Source organism: Paenibacillus tengchongensis, from assembly GCF_008973665.1.
Lineage (GTDB): Bacteria > Bacillota > Bacilli > Paenibacillales > Paenibacillaceae > Paenibacillus_AQ > Paenibacillus_AQ tengchongensis.
In genome coordinates this window covers 214,944-238,746 of the sequence record NZ_WACP01000007.1, presented here as the reverse complement: position 1 = coordinate 238,746, position 23,803 = coordinate 214,944, and the positions used below count along the sequence as shown (strand labels likewise).

The window sequence follows — 23,803 nt, the reverse complement described above, 5'->3', positions numbered from 1 at the left end:
TCACAATAAATGCATCTTCGCTTCAGCCTCGTGCCACGGAACGGAATAACCGCTGCCTTTGGCACAGAATATGGACGTGGAAGTGTAGAGCGGGTCGGCATCTTTGTCATACCCCAGCCGCCCGATGACCTCAGCTTCGTTGTGGCAGCGTTCATAGCCGCCGAAAGACAGATGCAGGCTGCCCCTCCCCTGGGTAAAGGAAGCCAGCTCTGCGCTGTAATCCATAAAGGTGGCGACAGGCACCCGGCCTTTGATCACGGCATGGGTCCGGGTGAGCTCCGGCGGCTCGAAGCGGCCGGAGGCCCGCTGCAGGTCGGACAGCACACGCCCCATGAAATCCAGCTCCACCTTGACCTTGCAGTCATACACCGGCTCCAGCAGCACATTCTCCGCCTTCTCCAGCCCCTGGCGCAGGGCCCGGAAGGTCGCCTCCCGGAAATCGCCGCCGTGCGTGTGCTCGTCATGGCCGGCGCCGGTGAGCAGGGTCACCCGGATGTCGGTCAGCGGACTGCCGGTTAACAGGCCGTGATGCGCCCGCTCATAGAGATGGGAGTGCACCAGATTTTGATTCCCCACGCTAAGCTGCTCCGGGCGGCACTCGTTTCTGTAGGTCAGTCCGCTGCCCCGCTCTCCCGGTTCCAGCCGCAGATGCACTTCGGCATAATGGCGGAGCGGCTCGAAATGCCCGTATCCCGTGACTGCCGAACGGATGGTCTCCTTGTACAGAATTTCCGGGCGGCCGAAGGAGACGGTAAAGCCGAAGCGCTCCTTCACCAGCAGCTCCAGCACCTCCAGCTGGATCACGCCCATCACGTGAATATGAATCTCCTGCACCTGCTCCTCCCAGACCACCGCAAGCGACGGGTCCTCCGCATTCAGCATCCGGAAGGCGCCCAGCACCTCCTTCACGTTCAGCTCCGGGCCGAAGATCACCTTGGAGGTCAAGGTCGGGACCAGTTCATACTCCGTGTGATCTTCACAGGCTCCCAGCCCCTGCCCCGCGCCGGCTTCCGTGAGGCCGGTTACAGCGAAGAGGCTCCCGGCCGCCACCTGATCCACCGGCTGCACCCGGCTGCCGCTGACGCTCAGCAGCCTGGTAATCTTCTCGGCCCGCAGCTCGCTGCCGCTGCGGTAGGTGAGCTCATCCCGGACCTTCAGCGTGCCGCTCAGCGCCTTGATGTAAGTCAGGCGCACGCCGCTCTTGTCATGGCGGATTTTGTAGACACGCCCGCTGAACGGGGCGGAGGCATCGTAGCTGATATCAGCCAGCTGGTATAGCTGCTCCAGGAAGCCGGTCACACCGGTATCCTGGAGTGCAGAGCCGCTCACACAAGGATACAGCCGGCAGCCGCGGATCAACACGCGCAGCGCATCCAGCCAATAATCCGCATTCCCTGCCCCATCCAGAAAAGCCTCCAGCAGCTCCTCGTCCCGCTCGGCCATGCTCTCCTGCAGGGCCGGCGCCAGGCCGCCATCCGTATAGCTGCCGTCCAGGCTGCACACATCCGCAGTCAGCTGGCTGCGGATTTCCTCCAGTACCTGCTCCGGATCCGCTCCGGACCGGTCGGTTTTATTAATGAAGAAGAACACCGGAACCCGGTGCCGCCGCAGCAGCTGCCAGACCGTCTCCGTATGTCCTTGAATTCCTTCCACCGCACTGATCACCACAATCGCGTAGTCCATCACCCGCACCGCGCGCTCCATCTCCGGTGAGAAGTCGACGTGTCCGGGTGTATCAATTAAATAAAAGACCGTATCCTTATAGGTCATGACCGCCTGATCAGCGAACACGGTAATTCCTCTGGCCCGCTCGATCTCATGGCTGTCGAGGTAAGCGTCCCGGTGATCCACCCGCCCACGCTCGCGGATCGTCTGTGTATGGTAGAGCATCTGCTCGGCCAGTGTCGTTTTGCCTGCATCGACATGGGCGAACATGCCAATCGTAATCTGCTTCATGCGCTCCCCTTGTTCCCTATGAATTGTACCGCTGCTTAACAAGGCCTTATTATACAACATCCGGCCCCTTGTTTAACACTGCGTTAACAGGCCTAAGTATAATTAAACAAGGAGTGCGCTCCGGATGCGCTCAGCGCACGCCTCAGCCAAATGGATGGCTGCCCGGAACCTGAATTTAGTGGCAGGAATCCCCCTTATTCCTGCACCGGCCTCCAAATTAATAAAGCTCCCGGCCATCCTTGAAAGGACAACCGGGAGCTATAGCCGTACTATTCTAGCTTATGACTGATTCTAAGGCATTACTTCCGGTCCGGCAGCTGCAGCAGATAGCTGTTCGACAGATCGAGCAGCCGCTGCGCCCGGTTAAACTGCTCTTCTGTGGAGCCGCCGGGAATCAGGCCGTTGTCGATAAGGCTGTAGTTGCTGCCGTCGGCATAATCCTTGCCGGTCACATAAATGCTGCTGTCGTTGATGAAGGAGCCGGTCGGCAGGAAATGCCGCAGCGGAATCAGGTTGCTCTCCTGGTTGAACAGGTCCTGCCCGAAATGCAGCTGGCTCTCCGTGGATACGCCCAGCAGATTCGCCACCGTCGGCAGGATATCGATCTGTCCGCCTGTGCCGCTCATCACCGGAGGCAGCTGGCCGCTCGGCGAATGCACAATAAACGGAATGTTGAACATATCGGTATACCCGTATTCATGGCCGACCAGCGATTGCATCAGCTCCTTCTCGGCGCTGTCCAGCGTATACATCGGCACCCCTTGATGGTCGCCGTAGAACACAATGACGCTGTCATCCCACAGCCCGCTGGCCTTCAGCTGATCCAGGAATTGGCCCATGGCGTAATCGGCATAATTCTGGGCATACAGGTAATTGCCCAGCAGCGTATCGTCGTATTCCTCCGCAAGCTGTATCTTGTACTTCGCTTCCGGCAGGTGGAACGGGTGATGCGCGCTCATCGAAATCACCATAGCATAGAATGGCTGCGGCTGGCTGTCCAGGCGCGCCAGCTCCGGTACCGTCTTCTTGAACAGCACCTCGTCGGAGGAGCCGAAGGCGATATGGTCGTCGTCGCCGTAGAAGGCTTGATCATAGTAAGTGTCGAAACCGACCGCTTTGTACAGCGCCGTACGGTTCCAGAATTCCACGCTGTTGGTATGGAAGGTGGCCGTATAATACCCGCTGCGGCTCAACAGCCTCGGCAGGCTCGGTACAGCCTTGTTCATGTAGTCGGAGGAAGTGGCCGGCTCATTCTTCGGCACATAGAACGACGTGTTGACCACGAACTCGGCATCGGAGGTCGTCCCCTGGCCGGCGTTGGTATAGAAGTTGTTGAAGTAAGTGTTCTCCTTCACCAGCTTGTTGATGTTCGGCGTAATCTCCTGGCCGTCGATCTTCAGGCCGATCAGGAAGTTCTGGAAGGACTCCATCTGCACGACGATCAGATTCTTGCCCTGATCCACGCCGGAATACTTCGGGGCTGCAGGTGTGACGGTGCCCTTCACCTGATCTACAACCTGCTGCGTAATCTCCTTGGCGTCGATGATAGTCTCGTCCTCGGTGGAGTCCGCGAGCAGCGTATATACCTCGTAATTAAGAATCCCCATGCTTTCGGCTTTCTTGATTTCATTCATGCTGGCATGGTTCGGCCAGACGCTGAAGACGCAAAGGGCGAGCGACAGCACGGTAGAAGTCAGCAGCACCTTCCGGCTCATCCGTCTGCTGCCTCTTTCCTTCATCCGCTTGACATACTTCGGACGGAACATCAGGAACAGGAAGAAGACAATATCCACAAAGATAAACAAGTAATAAGGCGCAATCAGCGAATACGTGCTTTCCCCGACCTTCGTCACCTTATCGGCCTGCTGCAAGGCATGATAGGTAGCGATGACGCCGTAGTATTTGTAGTACATGAGAACAGCGAAATAGATTAGCGTAATCAAGAGATTTGCAATCATATAATAGAGAATTTTCCGCTTGGAGGCGAACCATTCGATCAGGCTGAACACAATAATGAAAAACGGGATTTCCGTAAGCAGCATGCCCCAGTTCGGCCCGTCGTCAAACACGACAAAGTAGGCCACCGTGCTCTTGAGCAGCAGCAGGAAAGTAAACAGTATAATCGGTTTATTTCTGAGATCGTATAACTTGTTCATACTTAATGACCCATCTCCTTGGATGATTCTTTACCTCCGGCAACGGCGGACAACCTATTCCTCTCTCAACAACAATTCTGATATGAATAGCTGCCATAACCATCTCCAATCAACCTATTCCCCGGATTTCAGAAAGGTTCTCATTGTATTTCATAAGCGCCCGTCCATGCAGCGCATGAAGCGCCGGGTGAACGGGCAATCCGCGCATTTATCACAACGCTGTATTATACGCTCAAATTTCAGGATGTAAAGTGCCAAGTTTCTTTTATCTGCTTCCTGATATGTAAAAAGACGTCCACCTTCCTGTTCCAGGAAAAGGCAGACGTCTCCAGCGTTCCTTCCGGCGGGCTTGCGCCGGATGCATCTATGGCTTAATCACTCCGCTTCGTCGTACAGCGCAATCAGCTCGTTGAAATTGGTGATGATGCGGTCCGAGCCCTTCAGCTCCTCCTGCTTGCCGAATCCGGCATAAGCGCAGCCGATAACGGTCTGTCCGTTCCCTTTGCCGGCTTCGACATCGGAAGAACGGTCGCCGACCATCCAGGCGCTCTTAACGCCATGGTTGTCCAGCAGAATCCGCAGCAGGTCCGTCTTGGTAGCCGTACCTTGGCCTCCTGCGCTGTAGAGCCCTTCGAACAAATCCCCCAGCTTATGGACCACGGTGATGCTGTGGATATAATCCTGCAGCCCGTTGCTGGCCACGAACAGCCGCACACCTCTGGCCCGCAAGGCGGCCAGGGTCTCCGGTACTCCGGGATACAGCAGGGTTCCGCCCGCCTCGAGCCCCTCAATCTCCAGCTGCAGCAGCAAATCATCCGCCCGGCGGTGCACCGATTCATCCGCACCCGGCATCACGTTCTTCCAGATTTGTGCCAGAAGCTGGCCCAGGCTGCCCAGGATGAGTTCCTCCGGCGGCGTCGGTCCGCTGTGCAGACCTTCCTCCCGCAAAATGTCGAACATCTTGTGATAGGCGGGCAGCAGCAGACTTTCGGTCTGGAATAAGGTTCCGTCCATATCAAAGACGATTGCTTCCGGTTTCTTGAGCCGCGCCCCACCGCCTGCGGCAGGCTCCAGTGCTCCATTCGTCATGAAGTAATCCATTCCCTTCCGGTTGATCTTCTGGTTCGCTTTCCTCCCCCATCATAGCGGAGGGCGGGCGGATTGTCTACGCTGCAGCCAGGCCGGTCCGCCCGTGAAGCCGGAGACGGTAACTGCATTTCCGCCGAGAGCGGCTAATGCTTAAAAAGAGCCGGATCACAGGCACTTTAAAGTGCCCGGAACCCGGCTCCGTCATGGTTAAGTATAAATAATGCCTAAGTATAAGTTTACACCCGGTCAAAGCTGGCGATCAGTTCGTCCAGGACATCCTTGCTGACCATTTTACCTTTGAAATTGATCAGGTTCTCTGCGCTGCCGGAGAAGATGCAAGTCGGCTCATATTTCCGGAGAATGATTTTTTCCCCGTCGACAAAAATCTCCAAAGGATCTTTAATGTCGATGCCCATTGTTCTGCGCAGCTCAATCGGAATAACGATACGTCCCAGCTCATCTACTTTTCTCACAATACCTGTTGCTTTCATTACAATGTTTCCTCCTTTAAGTCACACTTATCTAATCATTGATGTTAAAAGCTATCTAAGCTTCTAAATAGTAGGAATGATTATGCCTCTTTGACAATTGTAGTGTGCTATTTCTTTCCTGTCAAATTTTTTTCTACATCTTTTGATATATATCGACAAATTACTCTGATATATTTAGAGTGTTTTCGACAAAAGACAACTTAATCTCTATTTTATCCAATTTTCTTTGAGATTGACAAGTTTTTATTTGAGAATATTTAAATTAAGAAATTCAACCGTTTAAGCATTATGGGCAAAACAGTGCCCTTTGCGAGAAAACTCTGCTCACAAAGGGCTGATCTAAAGCTTATGAATGCCGGATTTCAAACAGCCTGGCTGTTCTTCCCGGCGGCAGCGTCACGGTAAGCGCGCCTGCTGACGGCTCCCAGCTCCATGTTGAATGGTGCTCCTTGGGATAAGCGCAAACAATCTCCGGCCGGGCTCCGGCCAGATCGCCGACAGGCAGGGTGACCTCTGTTTCTTCCCCCGCTGTCCGCCATACGGCTACATAGCGCGTTTCGCCGGCCTGCAGTCCCAGGCTGATCCATTCACTGCCGGAATCCGGCAGGCCCAGCGGCCAGAACGGCACCGCCTGCGGAATGTCGGCGCGGATCGATTTATAATAATCCAGCGCTTCCTTGACCAGCGCCCGCCGGGGCGGCGTCAGCTCGGCCAGGTGGCCGCTCTGATGGACACGCAGCAGCAGCGCGTTGACCATGTTGAAGATCACTTCCTCATCGTCGCCCTCTCGCAGTGGATACGACCAGACCGCAGCCTGCTCCGGTGTCAGCACCGCCGGGGCGCCGGCGGCAATGGCCGCATACTGCACATAATCCTCCTGATCGCTCGTCGACTGGATACTGTGCCGGCTCAGCATGGCATAATCCATGCGCATGCCGCCGCTGGAGCAGTTCTCGATGACGAGCTGCGGATAACGGGCGAAGATGCTGTCCAGCCAGGCCAGATACGCCCGGTTATGCTGCAGCAGGCCGTCCCCGAAGCTGTCGGCATCCGTCTCCGTACCGATGCCTGCATTGATGTTGTAATCCATCTTGATGTAGCCGACGCCGTATTCTTCCACCAGGCGCCTCATCACGCCATCCGCGTGGGCGATAACCTTGGGATTCCGGTAATCAAGCTGATAGCGGCTGCGGTCCTTGACCCGCTTGCCGTGGCGCATGAAGAACCAGCTGTCGTCCGTCTCGGCCAGCTTGGGGCTGTTAATGCCCATGACCTCCAGCTCCAGCCACAGCCCCGGAATCATTCCCTTACTGCGGATGTAATCCAGCACGTATTTGATCCCTTCCGGGAAGCGTTCCCTTGACGGCAGCCACTCGCCCACGCCGTCCCACCATTCGCCCGGTGCATACCAGCCGGCGTCAATGCAGAAATACTCGCAGCCGACTTCGGCGGCGGCATCGATCAGCGGCAGCAGCTTCTCTGTCGTGGGGCTGCCCCAGAGGCAGTTCATATAATCGTTGAAGATAATCCGCAGCAGCTCGTTGTCTTCGTTAGGCCGGCGGATGACCCGCCGGTAATGCGTCAGCTGCTCTGCCGCTTCCCGGAAACCACCTTCTGCCGCACCGACGGCTACAGGAACCGAGGTGAACGATTCACCCGGGGCGAGCCGCTTCCACCAGTGGTTGTCATGCTCGGTTGGTCCTCCCGCCAGTAAGGTCAGCTGGTCATACTGGTCAGTGAATTCCCAGTGCCAGGAGCCGTTATGCTCGATCTGCCAGAACAAGGTGCTGCTGCTCTCCTTGTTGTGCAGCACCGCCATCGGCAGCAGCTCCGCCGCCGACCACGAGCCGGTATTGCTGGCCGCGATCCGTTTCGAGCCCCGGTCGGCCAGGTGGGACATGCCCAGCTCCGGCAGGCTGTAGGTGCGCCACTGCAGCTCGCTCTGCCAACCGCTGTGGGCAAGCGATACCTCGATCTTGCCGTTGCGGTCCCCCGCGCCTTCTTTGTCTATTCCGGTCAGAGCGAAGGAGGAAATATATTCTACCGCAGCCTCTTCCGTCCCTTCGTTGACCAGCACTGTCCAGCACCGCATAATCTGGACACCGGTATAGAACTGGTAATGCTGTACAGCCTGTACGCCCGTTACGGGATCGCTAAGCGTCAGCTCCAGCTTGCGCCCGGTCCCGTTCACCGTCTCGCTGTGCCCGCTGTAGACCATCCGCAGGCCCGGATACGAGGCGCGGTGCGTGCGGCCGTGATATTCCGCCCGGTCCTCGCCGGTCAGCTGCAGCTCCAGCAGCCGGAAGCCCGGCTTGTTCTTCTCCGCGACAGCGCCTTCCTCAAGCGGCGCCGCGCCGAAATGCAGCAGCCGCACATCCTGCTCCTCTGTAATCTCAATAAATAGATATAGTCCGTTTTCATTAATCTCGATAACCTTGGGTTGCATGCTCACATGTAAGCCTCCTGCCATTTGATGGATTCTCCTAATCCCGATTATAGGGGTTTGTCTCTGTAAGCGAAAGGGACGGCCCTCCGGTAAAGAATTTACCTGGAGGGCCGTCCCCGGATGAAGACTGGCTGTTATTGCGCGGACCCGAATTGAATCCAGGCTTGCTGAATTTCTTCGATGGCCTGATCCTTCGATTTGCTGCCGCCGATATAAGCCTGCATCAGCTCGCCGAATTTCTGATGGAAGGTATCCAGCGAGTAGTTGACGGACAGGTCGCCCGACGGCTCATTAGCCAGGATCTCTTCCATCTCCTTCGGCATTTGCAGGTCAGGCATTGGAGCATCCTTGATCGGAGGAATCACCTTCGCCACTGCGGAGAACCAGTTCTTGCCGTAGTCGGAGGTGTAGAGCCAGTTGAAGAATTCAATCGTCTCATTCACCACTTTGGAATCCTTGTTGATGCGCAGCGCCTGGTCGGCACCGGTGATGATCTGGGATTGCTCCGCTTTGTCGCTGACAGGGTACCCGGAAATCCCGAGGTCGAAGTCCGGCGTAATCTTCTTGATCGCTTCTTCGTCCCATGCGCCTTTACCGGTCATGAAGGCCGCTTTGCCGAGGGCAAAGTCGCTGACCTGGGCGTTGCTGTCGCGTTCCAGCGGCTTGTCTGTACCATGCTTGACGGTAGTGTCAATGAAGTTAAAGAAGTTGTCGTACAGGGCCGGATGCTCCTTGATGGTCGTTTTACCGGCGATAAAGTCAGCTACGAGCGTCTTGGCGTCCGTTCCGGCATCGATGGCGGCGGCATCCACATAGTGCTGGAAGATGTGCTTCCATACCCACCATTCTTTGTAGGCATTGGCGAACGGCGTGATGCCCTTGGCTTCCAGCTTGGTGATGGCGTCATCCAGCTCGGCCACCGTCTTCGGCGCTTCGGTGATGCCTGCATCGGAGAGCAGCTTCTTGTTGTACATCAGGGCGAACAGGTTGCCTTTGACCGGGAGACCCAGCACTTTGCCGTCCGAGGAGCTCATGTTGGCGCGGACCGCATCGGTCATGGCCGCCGCCAGCGGCTGGTCGGTCAGATCGGCGCTGTACTCGGCGAAGGTATCGATGTCCCCGCCGGCCGTGGTCTGGAATACATCCGGCGTACTGCCGGCGGCAATTCTCGATTTCAGCACCGTATTGTAGTCGGCCTGCATAATTTCCAGGTTAATGGTTACGTTCGGTTTAACCTTTTTGTATTCAGCGATGTAGGCGTTGAAGGCGTCGGTATATTCGGGAGAAGCCGTGAACATATTGATGGTTACCGGTTTGGAGCTGTCTGTGGCCGCGTTTCCGGACTCGGCCGTATTTGCCGCGTTGTTATCTGCGGCGTTATTGTTGCCTCCGCAGCCGGCCAGCAGTCCGCCGGCGAGCAGCAGACTTGCGGATAATGCCATCACTTGTTTTTTCATCGTGGATGTTGCCCCCTTTTCTTCAATAGCATCTTGTGGTCTTGGTGTTATTCTAAATAAAAAGAAAAAGGATAAGAATGTACATAAGTGAAGAGATGAGGGTAAAAAAGTGGGCTAATGTAACCGTTTCACTTTTTAACCTCCGGCGGCATCATCCGGAATTCCGACGGCGAACAGTCATAGTAATTCCGGAACGCCTTGCTGAAATAGTTCTTGTCCCGGTATCCCAGCATCTCGGATATATCCTGGATCTTCAGGCCCGGATCGGACAGCAGCTCTTTGGCCTTGTCCATTCTTACCTTCTGCACATACTCATGAATGCCATAGCCGTATTGCCCTTTGAACAGCTTCATCAAGTATTCTCTGCTCAGGAAGTATTTATCCGTGAACATCGATATTTTAATATTCTCGAAATAATGGTTATCAATGTATGCTTTAATATTTTCCAGCACACTGCCCCGGTCGCCGCCGAGTGAACGGCCGATTTCTGCGGCATAGACGCTCAGAATTTGCCCGAGCACCGCTGCAAATTCACCGAAGGAGGTATAATCGCCGCTGATGCCGAGCCCGCTCAGCTGCCTGTGCTTCCCGTCCCGCAGCGCTTCCGGCGCCGCTCCCAGCTCCAGGGCGGCATCGTTCAGCAGAATGATAAACTCCTGAATCGTCCGGTCGGCATCACCGAGATTGAAATAGCCCGCCGTCTGCCATCCATGTATCACTTCATTAAGCACGTTCTTGGCCTGAGCGAAATTGCCGCTCTCCAGAAAATTGCGCAGAAGCGGCATCTTGCCGGTCAGCGAAGGCCGCTCGGACAGCGCCGGCCGGGCGTCATTGCTGCCGGCAACGGTGTTCGGCTTCAGCTGCAGCAGATCAATGCGGTCCAGCGCGGCCTTGGCTTCCTCATAGGAATGGGCAAGTTCCGGGACCTCCCGGCAGGGCTGGCCGATTCCGCCCACACAGACAATGCCGAACAGCTCCTTCAGCATGGACACCGCCTTGCGGAGATGATGCATGGAATGGTAGGCCGTCTCTTCGCCGTAGCTTCCCTGCAGCGTAAAGATTGCCACTACCTCCCGCTCCTCCTTGGGATCGGCGAAGCTGAAGGCTTCAAAGTCCTGAATGCTGTTCTCGTTCAGCACATTGGTCACCGCAAACCGCATCAGCTCGCGGTCTCCGTGAAACCGGGCGCTGCGCACCTGCTCCAGATTCAGCAGCCGCAGGATGCCTGCGGCGAATACATTGCCGGGAACGCCGGCCCCGATCAGGGGTAGCGACGCTTCATGGGAATGGCTCTTGAAGCTGCGTTCCAGGATGGACAGGTACAGCTTCTCCTTGAGCTTCGGCAGTGACATATTCAGCGTAATGTTGCGGTTAATGAACTCGTTCTCGCGCTGCCGCCTCGCCGCCAGCATATCGACCGCCTTGCGCAGGGCGCCGTTCAGATCAGCGCGGTTGACCGGCTTCAGCAGGTAATCGACCGCTTTGGAGCGGATCGCCTGCTGCGTATACCGGAAATCCTCATAGCCGCTGATGACAATCAGCAGCAGCTCAGGGAACTCGTGCTGGGCGATATGCAGCAGCTCCGGGCCGCTAAGCTCCGGCATTTTCATATCGACCAGCGCAATGTCAATCCGGTGCTCCCGCAGCATGGCCAGGCCGGACCTGCCATCCTTCGCCTCCAGCACCTCGGTCACCCCGAGGTCCTCCCAGTCCCCCAGAATATGAATCGCCTCGCGCAGCGGTTCTTCGTCGTCAATAATCAGTACTTTCGCCATGTTGTCCCGAACCTCCCTGCGGTATATGCATTTCCATCACGGTGCCATGTTCATCGCTGCCGATGACCAGCCCCGCTTCCTCTCCGTACAGCAGCTTTAGGCGCATCTGCAGATTTTTCAGCCCGATGCTCTCGCCCCCTCCGTCTTCAGACCCTTCGCCGGGATGATCCCACTCCTGCTGCAAAGAATCCAGGACCTCCTCCAGCCGCCGCTCGGATATTCCCGGGCCGTCGTCATGGACGGATATAATATTGTGCGTATCCGTCGAACGCGCTTCGATGCGGATGGTCACCGTAGTTGATACCTTCTCCAGCGCATGCTTGATGCAATTCTCCACCAGCGTCTGCAGCGACAGCTTCGGAATCTTGAGGGGAAGCAGCTCCTCCTCCCAGCCGGTAAACACCTGCATTCTGGAGCCGAACCGGGCCTGCTGCAGGGCAAGATAACGTTCGATATGCCGCAGCTCCTCCCGGGCCTCTACCACATCGCGGCCGCTGATGCAGTATCTCAACGTCAAGGCCAGATTATCGACCATCTCGACAATATCGTCATTCTTGTTCTTCAGCGCCTTGGTGGAAATCGCCTGCAGCGCATTATAGAGAAAATGCGGATTGATCTCCGCTTCCAGCGCCTTGAGCACCGCATTTTTCTCGACAATTTTCATCTTATAGCGCTCATTGATCAGCTCATTGGTCCGCTCGACCATCTTGTTGAAATGACGGGAGAGATAGGCGATTTCGTCATTGCCTTCCACAGCCGTCTCCGCATCGAAGCTGCCCGAGCTGAAGCGCTTCATCTGAAGCGACAGATTCTTCAGCGGATGGGTGATTTTATTGGAGATCAGACTCACCAGCACAACGGATACAATCAGAAACAGTACCCCAATCGTAATGCTCAGCTTGCGCGTGGTGGTGGCCGCCGCGTAGATTTCCTTATAAGGAATAGGCTTGACGAGCTTCCAGCCCTCTTTCTGGCCGATGTTGTAGCTGACCAGATACTTCTCTGCGGCATATGGCCAGGTAACCTGCCCTTTATTGTCCGGTGTAAGCAGCTTTAATAGCCCCGCGGCTGCGCTGCCGCTGTAGAACTCCCCGTCATCCGCCATAAACGGCTCATTGTCCGGTCCCAGCACCATCAGATGCTCCCCTTCGCCAAGCGGAATATCCTTCATAATCTCATCCGCCCGGGAAGAGTTGAAATACAGGGACAGCACAGCCTGCGGTTCCCGGGAGACAATCGAGCGCAGCAGCCGGTGATACCCCATAAAGCTGCGGTCGGTCCGGGTGGTATAATCCCCCTCCTCCAGTGCATCCGCACCGCCGAGCAAGGATTGATAAGACCGGTTAAAGGGACTTTGCAGTGCATTCTGATACCACGACAGCTGTTCAATGGAGGGATGCTCGATGACCCGGACCGTGATATTGTAGTTTTCCTTGGTCACCACATAGTATTTATGCTCTTTGATGATGTAGAGATAAGCCGCTTCCAGATCGTCGTCCCTGGAGAAATACAGATTGCGCAGATAATCTTCCACATACATTTTGGAGGCGTAATTCTCTGATTCATGCATGATGGCGTAAGTGATCTCATCATAAGAGATTTGCGGCAGCGACAGCTGCTCAATCCCCGCGAGATAGCTTTCCAGATTGCGCCCGACCAGCAGCAGATTGTTGCTTGTGCTGGCGATGCTGGCGTTTACCGATTCCTTGCGCAGCATGCTGTACGAAATAAGGGTCAGCGAAGCCACCACCAGGATGATGATCGTCGTGAAGAGCAGAATCAGCTTGTTGGCCAGGCGGCGCGTAATCCGCTCCCGCAAGGACTCGAAGATTCCCCGTAATGTTGTTTTGATGTCCAGCCGCCCCTTCCTTCCGGGAATAATGATAACGCTTTTTTCAGTTCACCTTTTTACCCCTAACTGTACTCTTAAATCCATTTTTGAGTATAGGGGCCTGCTCTATAATACACAATATAGACTAACCGGAATGGTTATGTGTGGCAAGCAGGGCCACAATTCCACCCTACAAACCAAGAAGAGGTGCAACCATGTTCAAATCACTCGGCAGAAAATGGCGCGACAAAACAGAATTCGGGTTATTCACCCTCCCGGTCCTGATCTGTGTCGCAGTGGCATTTTACATTCCCTTTGCCATGACCATCCGTTATTCCATGACCAAATGGAACGGGATTTCCAAGCATCCGACGTTTGTCGGGCTGGACAATTTCAAGCAGATTTTTACGGGTGACGCGGCCTTCTCCAGCTCCGCCTGGTTTACGATCAAATATGCGGTTCTGTATATCATTATCGTCAACGTACTGGCCATACTGCTGGCTGTTCTGCTCGATATGAAGCTGAAGACGACCAACTGGCTGAGAGCGGCGTTCTTCATTCCTTACATTCTCAGCTTGGTCATTGTCGGCTTCATCTGGAAGTTCATCTTCATGCAGGGCTTCAACTCTTTGGGCGAAAGCACAGGCTGGGGGATCTTCGATCTCAGCTGGCTGGGTACGCCGGGACTCGCCTTCATCTCGATTCTGGGCGTTTCAATCTGGCAGTCTATCGGGTTCTACCTGGTCATCTATATCGCCGGTCTGCAATCCGTACCGGATGATCTGAAGGAGGCCGCTACGGTAGACGGGGCAGGCGCCATCCGCCGCTTCTTCAGTATCACCCTGCCGCTGCTCGCACCATCCATTACGATCTCGGTATTCATGGCGCTGACCAACTCGATCAAGGTGTTCGACGTGATCCTGTCGCTGACCGGCGGCGGTCCGGGCGGAACTACTTACAGTATTGCCTACGATATTTACCGCGACACCTTCCAGAACAACCTGTACGGCTACGGTACGGCCAAAGCGCTCATTCTGTTCGTCGCCGTCCTGATCGTCACGGTCATCCAGCTTACGTTCTTTAAGCGAAGAGAGGTTGAGGCATAATGACAAATACCAACAACAAGGCAGGCCGGATTGTTCTCGAAGTCGTACTCGTGCTTCTGTCGCTCCTGTTCCTGTATCCGCTGTTCCTGACCGTTATCAATTCGTTCAAAAGCTTCGGCGAGGTCATGACCGACGTCATCGCTCTCCCGCAAAAGCTTCAATTCAGCAACTATTCCTATGTGTGGAATTTCATCAACTACCCGCGCCTGTTCCTGAACAACTTCATCATCACCGGCCTGGGCCTGCTGGGGATCATCCTGGTCTCCTCCATCGCCGCTTATAAGCTGGCGCGGACCAAATCGCGGTTCAGCGGAATTATCTACTTCATCTGCATTATGCCGATGCTGATTCCGTTCCAGTCGATCATGCTGACCGTGCTGCAGACGGCCAAGAATCTGAACCTGTCGGAAAGCACCTGGGGCCTCGGCCTGCTGTACTGGGGCTTCGGCGCCCCGCTGGCCGTCTTCATCTATCACGGCTTCGTCAAGGGCATCCCGCTGGAAATCGACGAAAGCGCCACAATTGACGGCGCTTCCGGGTTCCGACTCTTCTTCAGCGTCATCTTCCCGCTGCTGAAATCGGTCACAACGACGATCGTCATCATCGACGTGATGTGGATCTGGAACGACTTCCTGCTCCCGCTGCTGATGGTTAACGGTTCGCCGACGACCAAGACGCTGACGCTCGCCGCTTATACCTTCGTCGGACAGTATACCTCCGACTGGCAATATGCAATGACCGCCATGGTAATGGCTGTGCTGCCGTCGATCGTCGTCTTCATCTTCCTGCAGAAATATATCGTCAAGGGCGTTGTCGCCGGCGCCGTCAAAGGCTAACACAAATAGGGATGCTCCGCCAAGCCCAAGGTTTCAGGCTTGGCGGAGCATCCCTTGTTATGTAGCCGGCGGGCTTCCGGCATTTAGGCCTGTGCCAGCTTCGGATAGCAGACTGGCGCAATGGCGTCCAGCTCCCGGCCGGGTCTTGCGAACAAGACTTCACCGGCATCCCCGGACTCAACCGGATATGCACGGTCCAGCAGCGAGTCGGGGGTAAAGTGAAAACGGATCTTCTTCGTCCCGCCGGTACACAGGGCGGGCAGCAGCTTCTCCAGCCGGACCGGTGCCGGGCTCACGACATCATATAGATGAAGTGTCTCCCCTTCATGTCCGGCCACGACAACCGTCTCCTGCTCCGCCCAGTAATAAAGCGATCCGGGAAAAACGCTCATGGCATAAAAAGCGAATAATCCGGTATTGTTCACTACACCCAGTCTGTCCGAGACGGGCCGGCTTACTGCCAGCATCTGCTGAAGCAAGCCGAAGCCCGACGCTGAAGTAATATCCAGCTTGTCCGGCTTCGCGGAAATAACACTCCGGCCCGTCTCCGCCGGCGCTTCCATCTCATATTCGGTAGTCTTCACCGGGCTGAATCCGAACCGGGGATAGAAATCCAGCACACTGCGGTTGGCAAACAAGTAGACGAAATCACAGGTATCGGCATAGGTGTCCAGCACCTGCTGCATGAGACAGGCGGCATAGCCTTGTCCCCGGTGATCCGGGTGGGTCATCACCGTGCCGATCTGGACGGCGCGGCGGGTCTGTCCGCTGACGACAAGATCCAGCTTGCTCGCAGATACATTGGCGATAATCTCTCCGCCTTCGGCGATGGAATGGCAGATATAGCGCTCATCCCAGCAGCCTCTTTGATACCACTCTTCAAAATCAAGACCGAAGACCATACCGGCAAGCTTGTTGAAGCTTGTCCGGTAAGCCGCTTTATCTTTATATTCTGTGCTGCATATCATCATGGGACTGACCCTTTCTGTTCGGATGTGTTAATGTGGCTTACGGGTATGGATATAGATTAGCACAAGTGATCCTGCCCCTTCCCGGTATTGTACCGTTATACGCGTTTTTTACCGCTAACTGCCAGGCGTGCAGCAGGTGCTACGCAGCCCGAACATAAGAAGGAACCCATTCCGGTATTCCCGGACACGGGTCCCTTCAATTCATGTGTTATGCGGACCAGCCGCTACCAGGTCTATCTCCCTTGGCCTTCATTGCTCGTCTGAGCGCTACAGCTTCTCCGACACCGTGCCGTCAGCCCCGACCTTGGCATTGTAGGACAGGCGGTTCAGCAGGGCGAACGTTTCTTTATTGTACGCCGTCCCCATCAGGTTCGGCTGCCCGCCGGTGATCTTGACCGGCGTAATCTTCGCGGTCAGCTTGTCTCCGCTGATCTTGAAGCGCAGGAGCATGGAGTGCACGGTCTTCTCGCCGCCTCGGGTGGAACGGTTGAACACAAAGTTGCCGAGCGAATAATAAATCGGCTTATGCTTATAATATTCGATCCCCATCAGCGTGTGGCTGTGCGCCCCGAGAATGATATCCGCTCCGCTGTCAATCATCTGCTTGGCCAGCGTCCGCGATTCCTTCAGGGGATGATCCTGAAATTCCTCATTCCAGTGCATGTAAACAATGGTGTAGTCATTGTCTGTGGCCGATTTGCGGATTGCACTAAGCAGCGGTTCCGGCGAATAGGCGGACGCCGCACCCGGACTCTTCGCTCCGGCATGCCAGGAGGGGCCGGACAGCACGCGGCTGGCGCCGAGCACGGCAACTCTCTTGCCCTTGATCTCTTTAGTGTAGGGCGTGAAAGCCGCTTCGCGGTTCTGACCCGCCCCCGTATAGCCGAGCTTGTATTGATCCAGGTAACTCAAGGTGTCGAGCATAGCCTCCGGCCCGTAGTCTAGAATATGATTGTTGGCCAGCGTCACCCCGTCAATGCCGGCGTACACCAGCCCTGCAAGCGTGGCCGGCCGGGAGCGGAAGACAAAGCTTTTGTCTGCGGGCTTGCCTTTGGTGGAGACCGGCGTCTCCAGATTGGCGAAAGCCAGATCCACCTGCTGCAAGGCGGGAGCCACTTTCAGAAACGGAAATTTCACCCCGTATCTGGCGATCTGCTCACCGACAAAGCCGTCCAGCAGAATGTCGCCGGCGAAGGCCAGCGTAATGTCTTCCTGCACACCGGGCGCTTTGGCGCCGGATGCGCCCGGTGCCGGAGCAAGCAACAGAATGAGAATCAGTAGGATAACCCCTTTACGCAAAGTACGCGTTCCCCTTTATATTGTTTTTCTCTACTATAATAGAGGACAAATTCAGGATGAAGGGCATAAAGTCCTGCATATTGCCGCATTGTTATTTCGTACCTTTGCAGGTTATATCCGCGGGGCTTTCTTCAAGACAGCGCGGAAGCAATGAAGTCCTCCCCAGTCCTCCGTGCGCACGGCATTCTCCGGCAGCGTGAAATCCGTCTCACCCCAGTACTGAAAGCCGGCCTGCAGCAGTACGCCGTTCATCTGCTCCAGATTGACCGTAGGATAGTCAAAGGTCAGTACAAGCAGCCCTTCGTCGTTCAAGGTCCGGTGAAACTCCCGCACGGCCAGCACAGCATCGGCAGGAGTGAGATGCTCCAGCACCGAGATGCAGAATATAGTGTCAAAGCTCTCATCGGCATAAGGCAGCTCCGTAAGATCAGCCTGAGCCAGATGCAGGCGGTCGCGCTGCCTTGCCTTTACCCGGGCGGCCGCTTCCAGGCCGATATCGTCGGCAATCTCCTGGAGCACAGCGTCCCAGGATAATATCCGGGCATCGAGATCACAGGCGTATACCTCGCTGGAGAAGCCTGCGAGATAGAACTTGAGCGGATGGGAGATGCCGCAGGCGGCATCGAGCACGGCATCATGGGGCGAAACAAAGTTGGTGCACCAGGCATATTCATAGGGCCTGCTCCACCAGGATTCCGGCAGATCAAAGACCAGCTTGTCGCGGCGGGCATCGTCCGTAACAAAAAAACGCGAGACATACGGGTGTGTCGGCATGGCCAGGACTCCTTTGTCAAGGTATTTCGGTAGTGAGAGTATATTCAGGAAACCTTGATTCATGTCTAATGCTTGCAGCCCGTACGGCGCGTGGTGCCTTTCCCCTGATCAGCAAAAAGACGGCCGTCCTGCAGCGGACCGCCGTCTTCCCCATACCCTTCTATGCTCCGGGCAAGCTTATCCTATACATAATAAGACAGCAGCTTGGCATCCACCCCATGCTTGCTGATCAGCGCATCCAGCATGGCGGACCAGGCCGGGTCGGCCGTACGCAGCTGCGGATGGTTCTCGAACCACAGCACCGACTGCTTGATTCCCTCGGCAAACGGCACAACCGCCTCGTAATCCGGCACCAGCCGCTTGAGCTTGCTGTTGTCGAACACGGCGCTGACCGCCTGGTCCCCGATCAGCCCGTCCGCCGTTCCTGCGGGTGTATGGGCCGCGATGAAGTCGGTGGACATATGCACCACCTTCGGCTCCCGGCCCGCCGCCTCGCCGATAGCGGCATAAATTTGATTCCAGCTCAGCGACTCGTCGGAAGTGATATGAACCGCCTCGCCGATCGTGTCCGGATGGCCGAGCAGGCCGACGAAGCCTTTGGCGAAGTCGGTATTGTGGGTCAGCGTCCACAGCGAGGTGCCGTCTCCGTGAATGACCAGCGGCTGGCCCTTGCGGATGCGCTCGATCAGCGACCACGGATGCTGCCAGCTGGTCAGCGCCGCCGGAATGGCGGTGTTGCCGTAGGTATGCGACGGGCGGACAATCGTCACCGGAAAACCGCTGTTGCGGTGCACCTCAAGCAGCAGCTGCTCGCAGGCGATTTTGTCGCGTGAATACTGCCAGTACGGATTAGCGAGCGGCGTCTCCTCGGTAATCCGGTAATGCTTCAGCGGCTTCTGATAAGCGGAAGCGGAACTGATGAAAATATACTGCTTGGTCTTGCCGGCAAACAGCTCAATATCCAGCTGCACATGCTGGGGAGTAAACGCGATCCAGTCCACCACGACATCAAATTCATGCCCCTTCAGCGCTTCAGCCGCCCCGGCGCTGTCACGGATATCTCCCTGGATCACCTGCGCCCCATGCGGCACATGCTCGCTGCGTTCTCCGCGGTTGAACAGATACAGCTCGATGCCGCGCCGGACCGCCAGCTTGGACACCGCTTCGCTTATCAGTCCCGTTCCTCCGATAAACAATACCTTCATCTGTATCTGCTCCTCTCTCTTCAGCCGAGTATCGCGTCAATACGGGTCAGAACATCCTCCGGAAGCACAATGCCCGAAGCCCGCACATTCTCCTCCACCTGCCCCGGCCGGCTTGCGCCGACCAGCGCGCTCGCTACGTTCTCCTGGCGCAGTACCCAGGCCAGGGCCAGATTACCGACCGAAATGTCCAGTTCTCCGGCAACGGCAGCCAGCTCCTGTACCTTCGTCAGCTTCTCCTCCGTAATATTCTTGCGCATCCCTTCCAGCTTGGCGGCACGGCTGTCGGGCGGAAGGTCGCCCACCGAGCTGTATTTGCCGGTCAGCAGGCCCTGGGCCAGCGGAGAGAACACCACTTGTCCGATGCCTGAGCGCTGTCCGAGCGGAATAATCTCCTTCTCAATATAACGGTTAAACATATTGTAGATCGGCTGGTTAACAACGATGCGGTCGAGCAGATAGCGGTCGGCTACTGCCAGCGCCTCCGTCATCTGTGCCGCCGTCCATTCGCTCACACCGACGTACAGCACCTTTCCCTGGCGGACGAGATCGTCCAGCGCGCGCAGCGTTTCTTCCAGCGGCGTATCCGGATCGAAACGGTGGCAGTAATAGAGATCCACATAGTCCGCCCCCAGCCGCTTGAGGCTGGCATGGCATTGCTCGGTAATATGCTTGCGGGATAACCCGCGGTCATTCGGTCCTTCGCCCATAACGCCGTATACCTTAGTGGCAAGCACATAGGAATCGCGGGGGAAGCCGCGCAGCGTCTCGCCCAGCAGCTTCTCCGCCGCTCCGCGTTCGTACACATTGGCAGTATCAAAGAAATTGATGCCCAGTCCGTAAGCGGTTTCAATGGCTTTGACGGCATTCTCCCGCTCCACGTAGCCCCCGTACGTCAACCAACTGCCCAGGCTGATTTCGCTGACCTTAAGCCCGGTTCCACCCAATTTGCGGTATTTCATTTGACACTCTCCTCTCCAATATCTCCGGTTCCCGGGGAACCGCTGGTTCATGCTCTTCTATTCTAGTCCAGATTGCCCAACATTTCTATCCATTTATAGCATAATCCTGAGCCCGCGGGTAAACCATAACTGCAGCGGGTCCAATCACAGCCGGCCCTAAAGCAATTACGTTCTACTAAAAAGCTGGTTTACAGAGAGATGATAGTTTCAAATTTACACTTGCTTTATAAAAGTAATATGCTATAATAAGTTTCATCAAGAGGAAATGAACTGACAGCCACAATAATCCTATTTTCGGGAGGTAATCGAAATGAGCAAATTAAACATCGGAATTATTCTGGGAAGCACCCGTCAGGGCCGGGTCAGCCCGCAGGTCGGAGAATGGGTCAAAGGAATCGCCGAGGAACGCGGAGACGCGAACTATGAGATTGTCGACATCGCCGACTTCAAGCTGCCGCTGCTTGGCGAGAGCGATGACATCGCACCGGCCAAAGCCTGGGCGGAGAAGCTGGCCACACTGGACGGCTTTGTGTTTATCGTTCAAGAGTACAACCACAGCCTGAGCGGTGCATTGAAGAATGCACTGGATTCGGCGCGCGACGAGTGGAACAATAAAGCGGCTGGTATTGTGAGCTACGGATCCGGCGGCGGAGTGCGTGCCGCAGAGCATCTGCGCGGTATTCTCGGCGAGCTGCAGGTAGCCGATGTACGGGTGCACCCGCTGCTGTCCCTGTTCACCGATTTCGAGAACGGCACGGTCTTCAAGCCGGCCGACCTGCATAAAGCCAACGTCAACGCTATGCTGGATCAGGTCCTGGCCTGGAGCGGAGCGCTGAAGACGCTGCGGCAGTAATAAAGCGATTTATTAAAGAGCCACTTCCACTGCGGAGTGGCTTTTTTGGTTCTATCAGCGGAAAGATTGGCGTCCAGGTATCTTGGCTGAATCAGCTCCGGGCTCCCCCGCTTAGCGGTTCCTTTGCCGGCACTGCAAACTTGACATTGACAGCCGGCAGAAAGGTCGCTATTTTATACTTATTATAAGTATTATTAAAAGTAACAGAATAAACCAGACTGACTAAGGAGATGGATTATGCAGCCTGTTACACATAACACGGTTCAACTCAAGCGTATCAATGTGGAGCTGGTCCGAAACACCTTGAAGTCACTCGGGGTCGCCACCAAGGCTTCAATTGCCCGAACGACCACGCTCAGCGTGGCTACCTGCAGCACGATCCTCAACGAGCTGCTGCAAACGGGCGAGGTCATTGAAAGCGATTCCGGCGAATTCAGCGGCGGGCGCCCGGCGAAGCAGTATCAGTACAATGCCGGTTATGCCTATGTCCTGCTGCTGATCGTGCGCACGGAAGGCGGAATACATGCTGTCACGGCAGTGCTGGCCAATATGCTCGGCGAGAGTGTCATGGAAGAGACGCTCACTTATTCCGAAATTGATGCCGGAACGATCGAGGCGCTGCTGGAGCGTTACATCGCAGATTATCCCGATATCCAGGCTGTCGGCATCGGGATTCCGGGGGTAGCGCGCGGCGGCGTTATCGGTATCTGTGATGTTCCGGCACTGTCCGGGATGGATCTCGGAGGCCGGCTCGAAGACAAGTACGGGCTGAAAGTCACGATTGAAAATGACATGAATCTGACCATTTACGGCTTCTACCGCCTGCAAAATTACGACGAGGAGAAGACGCTGGCCATTGTTACGTTCCCACGGAATCATTTTCCCGGTGCGGGTTTCATTGTCGAGGGGCGCATTCTTGCCGGCAGCACCCGCTTCGGCGGCGAGGTGTCCTATCTTCCCTTCGGGATGTCACGCGCCGAACAGCTGCAGCTGATGCATACCAGGGACGGCTTTGTGGAGATCGCCGTAAAGACACTCATCTCCATCATTGCCATTATTAATCCGGTCTCCATCGTGCTCACCGGCGATTTGTTCCGCGAGCACCTGCTGAAAACTCTTGAGGAAGCCTGCCGCCGGGAGATTCCTGCCGAGCATATGCCGCAGCTCATCCTCAGGCAGGATATTCAGCCGGAATACCTGTCCGGGCTTACCGCCATGACGCTGGAAAGCCTTGCTTACCATTTGCAGCTGATCGAGCGGCGCTAAATTTATCCATTTTTCAACTTCACCAGGGGGTTCAGACATTGAAACAACAAGGCAGACTAAACAAAACTTATGCCCTTCAGCTCGCAACCATATTTTTGGGTTTTATCATCTTCGGGATTTCGGAGAATATTAAGGGCCCGGCTATTCCGCGGATCCAGTTCGACTTCGCGCTCAGTGAACAGCAGCTCGGAACGCTGCTCTCGCTCAATGCCCTCGGGTATCTGATCGCCTGCTCCTTCACGGCCATTCTGGTCCGCAAATGGGGGATCAAGGCCGTCAGCATCCTGGCGTTCGCCTCCATGCTGATTTCCGGTGTGCTGATCTATATTGCTCACACCTACTCTTTCTTTACCGCTTCCTACTTCCTGATGTATATCGGCAACGGGATGCTCGAGATCGCACTCGCGATCCTCGGCGCGCGAATCTTCGTCAAGAATACCGGAACCATGATGAATCTGTCGCATTTCTTTTATGGCTTCAGCTCCACCCTGGCTCCCCTGATGGCTACCGGCCTGATGTCGGTCAGCCTCTTCGGACATGTCCTCGACTGGCGGGGCATGTACCTGGTCATGCTCTCCCTGTCCCTGCTGCCGATCCTGTCGGCCTGGTTCAGTTCCTTCCCGGGCGACGAGGTGGCCCATGAAGACCGCCTGCCGTTCAAGGTGCTGCTGCGCGACCCTGTCATCTGGATGATGGTGGCCATCCTCTCCTTCGGTGTCGTGTCCGAGCTGGCCGTCGGCGGCTGGCTGGTCAACTTTCTGGAGAAAGCCTACGAATGGGAGCCCGTGAAGGCTTCAGGCATGCTGTCGGCCTTCTTCCTCTGCTTTGCGCTCGCCCGGCTGCTGCTGGGGCCGGTAACCGACCGGATCGGGTTTACCCTGTCGCTGATCATCTTCGCCGCCCTTTCAGCACTCTGCACCTTCGCTGCGATCTGGGGCGGAGAGTCTCTCGCGTTTTTCTTTGCCGCCGCAGGCATCGGCATCGCCATGATTTATCCGACCGTTATGGCCTTTATCGCCAAGCGTTATCCGCATGGCAGCGATACGGCCATCACCTTCACGGTAACGCTGATGGGGCTGGGCAGCGTCATCGGCAACTATGCCATCGGCGGTATTATCGAAGGCGTCAAGCGTTCCTTCGGCGGCTCCTCCCCAAGCGGACTGCTGCGCGGATTGCAGGCGGGATACGCGTTTATCGGATTGTGTGCACTGCTCAGCGCGATCTGCGGCTGCTTTCTTTACCGGTATCTGCGCCGCCGCGATGAATTAATTTAGTTAAAGTGTTTAATATCACCAATGCAGGGTTTACTATATTTTGCGGATGATTTTCGCCG

At 55.9% G+C, this 23,803-nt stretch carries 18 protein-coding genes; 5 read left to right on the top strand and 13 right to left on the bottom strand.

Annotated features, from left to right (window positions below):
- From F1381_RS13970 to F1381_RS13935, 8 genes are all read right to left on the bottom strand, one after another.
- The gene (locus F1381_RS13970) at positions 1 to 1,956 is read right to left on the bottom strand and encodes a GTP-binding protein (RefSeq protein WP_151735463.1); all 1,956 of its coding nucleotides are present in this window, start codon (positions 1,954 to 1,956) and stop codon (positions 1 to 3) included.
- A 299-nt stretch (positions 1,957 to 2,255) separates the two neighbouring features.
- A complete protein-coding gene (locus tag F1381_RS13965; protein WP_151735462.1) occupies positions 2,256 to 4,112 on the bottom strand; it encodes an LTA synthase family protein in 1,857 nt (618 codons plus the stop codon).
- 375 nt (positions 4,113 to 4,487) lie between these two features.
- Entirely contained in the window at positions 4,488 to 5,201 is a 714-nt protein-coding gene (locus F1381_RS13960) for an HAD family hydrolase (RefSeq protein ID WP_151735461.1), read from the bottom strand.
- Between the two features lie 236 nt (positions 5,202 to 5,437).
- A complete protein-coding gene (locus F1381_RS13955; protein WP_020428768.1) occupies positions 5,438 to 5,692 on the bottom strand; it encodes an AbrB/MazE/SpoVT family DNA-binding domain-containing protein in 255 nt (84 codons plus the stop codon).
- Positions 5,693 to 6,038: 346 nt separating this feature from the next.
- The gene (locus F1381_RS13950; protein WP_151735533.1) at positions 6,039 to 8,138 is read right to left on the bottom strand and encodes an alpha-galactosidase; all 2,100 of its coding nucleotides are present in this window, start codon (positions 8,136 to 8,138) and stop codon (positions 6,039 to 6,041) included.
- A gap of 134 nt (positions 8,139 to 8,272) precedes the next feature.
- The gene (locus F1381_RS13945) at positions 8,273 to 9,595 is read right to left on the bottom strand and encodes a type 2 periplasmic-binding domain-containing protein (protein ID WP_151735460.1); all 1,323 of its coding nucleotides are present in this window, start codon (positions 9,593 to 9,595) and stop codon (positions 8,273 to 8,275) included.
- A 128-nt stretch (positions 9,596 to 9,723) separates the two neighbouring features.
- Entirely contained in the window at positions 9,724 to 11,370 is a 1,647-nt protein-coding gene (locus F1381_RS13940) for a response regulator (protein WP_151735459.1), read from the bottom strand.
- A complete protein-coding gene (locus F1381_RS13935; protein ID WP_246188023.1) occupies positions 11,348 to 13,189 on the bottom strand; it encodes a sensor histidine kinase in 1,842 nt (613 codons plus the stop codon). Before F1381_RS13935 ends, F1381_RS13940 begins: the two co-directional genes overlap by 23 nt.
- 227 nt (positions 13,190 to 13,416) lie before the next feature.
- Between F1381_RS13935 and F1381_RS13930 the strand changes: the two genes are divergently transcribed.
- Together F1381_RS13930 and F1381_RS13925 are read left to right on the top strand one after the other, a co-directional pair.
- A complete protein-coding gene (locus tag F1381_RS13930; RefSeq protein ID WP_151735458.1) occupies positions 13,417 to 14,307 on the top strand; it encodes a carbohydrate ABC transporter permease in 891 nt (296 codons plus the stop codon).
- Positions 14,307 to 15,143, top strand: coding sequence for a carbohydrate ABC transporter permease (locus F1381_RS13925; protein ID WP_151735457.1), 837 nt, complete (start codon positions 14,307 to 14,309; stop codon positions 15,141 to 15,143). The genes F1381_RS13930 and F1381_RS13925 overlap by 1 nt, the downstream gene beginning before the upstream one ends.
- An 83-nt stretch (positions 15,144 to 15,226) precedes the next feature.
- On the opposite strand, the gene F1381_RS13920 is transcribed toward F1381_RS13925, so the two are convergent.
- From F1381_RS13920 to F1381_RS13900, 5 genes are all read right to left on the bottom strand, one after another.
- A complete protein-coding gene (locus tag F1381_RS13920) occupies positions 15,227 to 16,114 on the bottom strand; it encodes a GNAT family N-acetyltransferase (RefSeq protein WP_151735456.1) in 888 nt (295 codons plus the stop codon).
- A 267-nt stretch (positions 16,115 to 16,381) separates the two neighbouring features.
- Complete coding sequence (locus tag F1381_RS13915) at positions 16,382 to 17,413, bottom strand: CapA family protein (RefSeq protein WP_151735455.1); 1,032 nt, start codon at positions 17,411 to 17,413, stop codon at positions 16,382 to 16,384.
- Positions 17,414 to 17,524: 111 nt separating this feature from the next.
- On the bottom strand, positions 17,525 to 18,187 hold the full coding sequence (locus F1381_RS13910; RefSeq protein ID WP_151735454.1) for a class I SAM-dependent methyltransferase: 663 nt from the start codon (positions 18,185 to 18,187) through the stop codon (positions 17,525 to 17,527).
- Between the two features lie 182 nt (positions 18,188 to 18,369).
- Positions 18,370 to 19,392, bottom strand: coding sequence for an SDR family oxidoreductase (locus tag F1381_RS13905; RefSeq protein WP_151735453.1), 1,023 nt, complete (start codon positions 19,390 to 19,392; stop codon positions 18,370 to 18,372).
- A gap of 20 nt (positions 19,393 to 19,412) precedes the next feature.
- Positions 19,413 to 20,351, bottom strand: a complete 939-nt coding sequence (locus tag F1381_RS13900) for an aldo/keto reductase family protein (protein ID WP_151735452.1) — start codon at positions 20,349 to 20,351, stop codon at positions 19,413 to 19,415.
- 310 nt (positions 20,352 to 20,661) lie between these two features.
- Between F1381_RS13900 and F1381_RS13895 the strand changes: the two genes are divergently transcribed.
- The 3 genes from F1381_RS13895 to F1381_RS13885 all read left to right on the top strand — a co-directional run bounded on the left by F1381_RS13895 (position 20,662) and on the right by F1381_RS13885 (position 23,744).
- Positions 20,662 to 21,204, top strand: coding sequence for an NADPH-dependent FMN reductase (locus F1381_RS13895; protein ID WP_151735451.1), 543 nt, complete (start codon positions 20,662 to 20,664; stop codon positions 21,202 to 21,204).
- 237 nt (positions 21,205 to 21,441) lie between these two features.
- A complete protein-coding gene (locus F1381_RS13890) occupies positions 21,442 to 22,470 on the top strand; it encodes an ROK family protein (protein ID WP_151735450.1) in 1,029 nt (342 codons plus the stop codon).
- 38 nt (positions 22,471 to 22,508) lie between these two features.
- The gene (locus tag F1381_RS13885; protein WP_151735449.1) at positions 22,509 to 23,744 is read left to right on the top strand and encodes an MFS transporter; all 1,236 of its coding nucleotides are present in this window, start codon (positions 22,509 to 22,511) and stop codon (positions 23,742 to 23,744) included.
- Positions 23,745 to 23,803: the final 59 nt, after the last annotated feature.

Excerpts from the sequence above, each read along its gene's own strand:
- F1381_RS13970 (WP_151735463.1), bottom strand. The coding sequence starts at position 1,956 with ATGAAGCAGATTACGATTGGCATGTTCGCCCATGTCGATGCAGGCAAA.
- F1381_RS13965 (WP_151735462.1), bottom strand. The coding sequence starts at position 4,112 with ATGAACAAGTTATACGATCTCAGAAATAAACCGATTATACTGTTTACT.
- F1381_RS13960 (WP_151735461.1), bottom strand. The coding sequence starts at position 5,201 with ATGACGAATGGAGCACTGGAGCCTGCCGCAGGCGGTGGGGCGCGGCTC.
- F1381_RS13955 (WP_020428768.1), bottom strand. The coding sequence starts at position 5,692 with ATGAAAGCAACAGGTATTGTGAGAAAAGTAGATGAGCTGGGACGTATC.
- F1381_RS13950 (WP_151735533.1), bottom strand. The coding sequence starts at position 8,138 with ATGCAACCCAAGGTTATCGAGATTAATGAAAACGGACTATATCTATTT.
- F1381_RS13945 (WP_151735460.1), bottom strand. The coding sequence starts at position 9,595 with ATGAAAAAACAAGTGATGGCATTATCCGCAAGTCTGCTGCTCGCCGGC.
- F1381_RS13940 (WP_151735459.1), bottom strand. The coding sequence starts at position 11,370 with ATGGCGAAAGTACTGATTATTGACGACGAAGAACCGCTGCGCGAGGCG.
- F1381_RS13930 (WP_151735458.1), top strand. The coding sequence starts at position 13,417 with ATGTTCAAATCACTCGGCAGAAAATGGCGCGACAAAACAGAATTCGGG.
- F1381_RS13925 (WP_151735457.1), top strand. The coding sequence starts at position 14,307 with ATGACAAATACCAACAACAAGGCAGGCCGGATTGTTCTCGAAGTCGTA.
- F1381_RS13920 (WP_151735456.1), bottom strand. The coding sequence starts at position 16,114 with ATGATGATATGCAGCACAGAATATAAAGATAAAGCGGCTTACCGGACA.
- F1381_RS13910 (WP_151735454.1), bottom strand. The coding sequence starts at position 18,187 with ATGCCGACACACCCGTATGTCTCGCGTTTTTTTGTTACGGACGATGCC.
- F1381_RS13905 (WP_151735453.1), bottom strand. The coding sequence starts at position 19,392 with ATGAAGGTATTGTTTATCGGAGGAACGGGACTGATAAGCGAAGCGGTG.
- F1381_RS13900 (WP_151735452.1), bottom strand. The coding sequence starts at position 20,351 with ATGAAATACCGCAAATTGGGTGGAACCGGGCTTAAGGTCAGCGAAATC.
- F1381_RS13895 (WP_151735451.1), top strand. The coding sequence starts at position 20,662 with ATGAGCAAATTAAACATCGGAATTATTCTGGGAAGCACCCGTCAGGGC.
- F1381_RS13890 (WP_151735450.1), top strand. The coding sequence starts at position 21,442 with ATGCAGCCTGTTACACATAACACGGTTCAACTCAAGCGTATCAATGTG.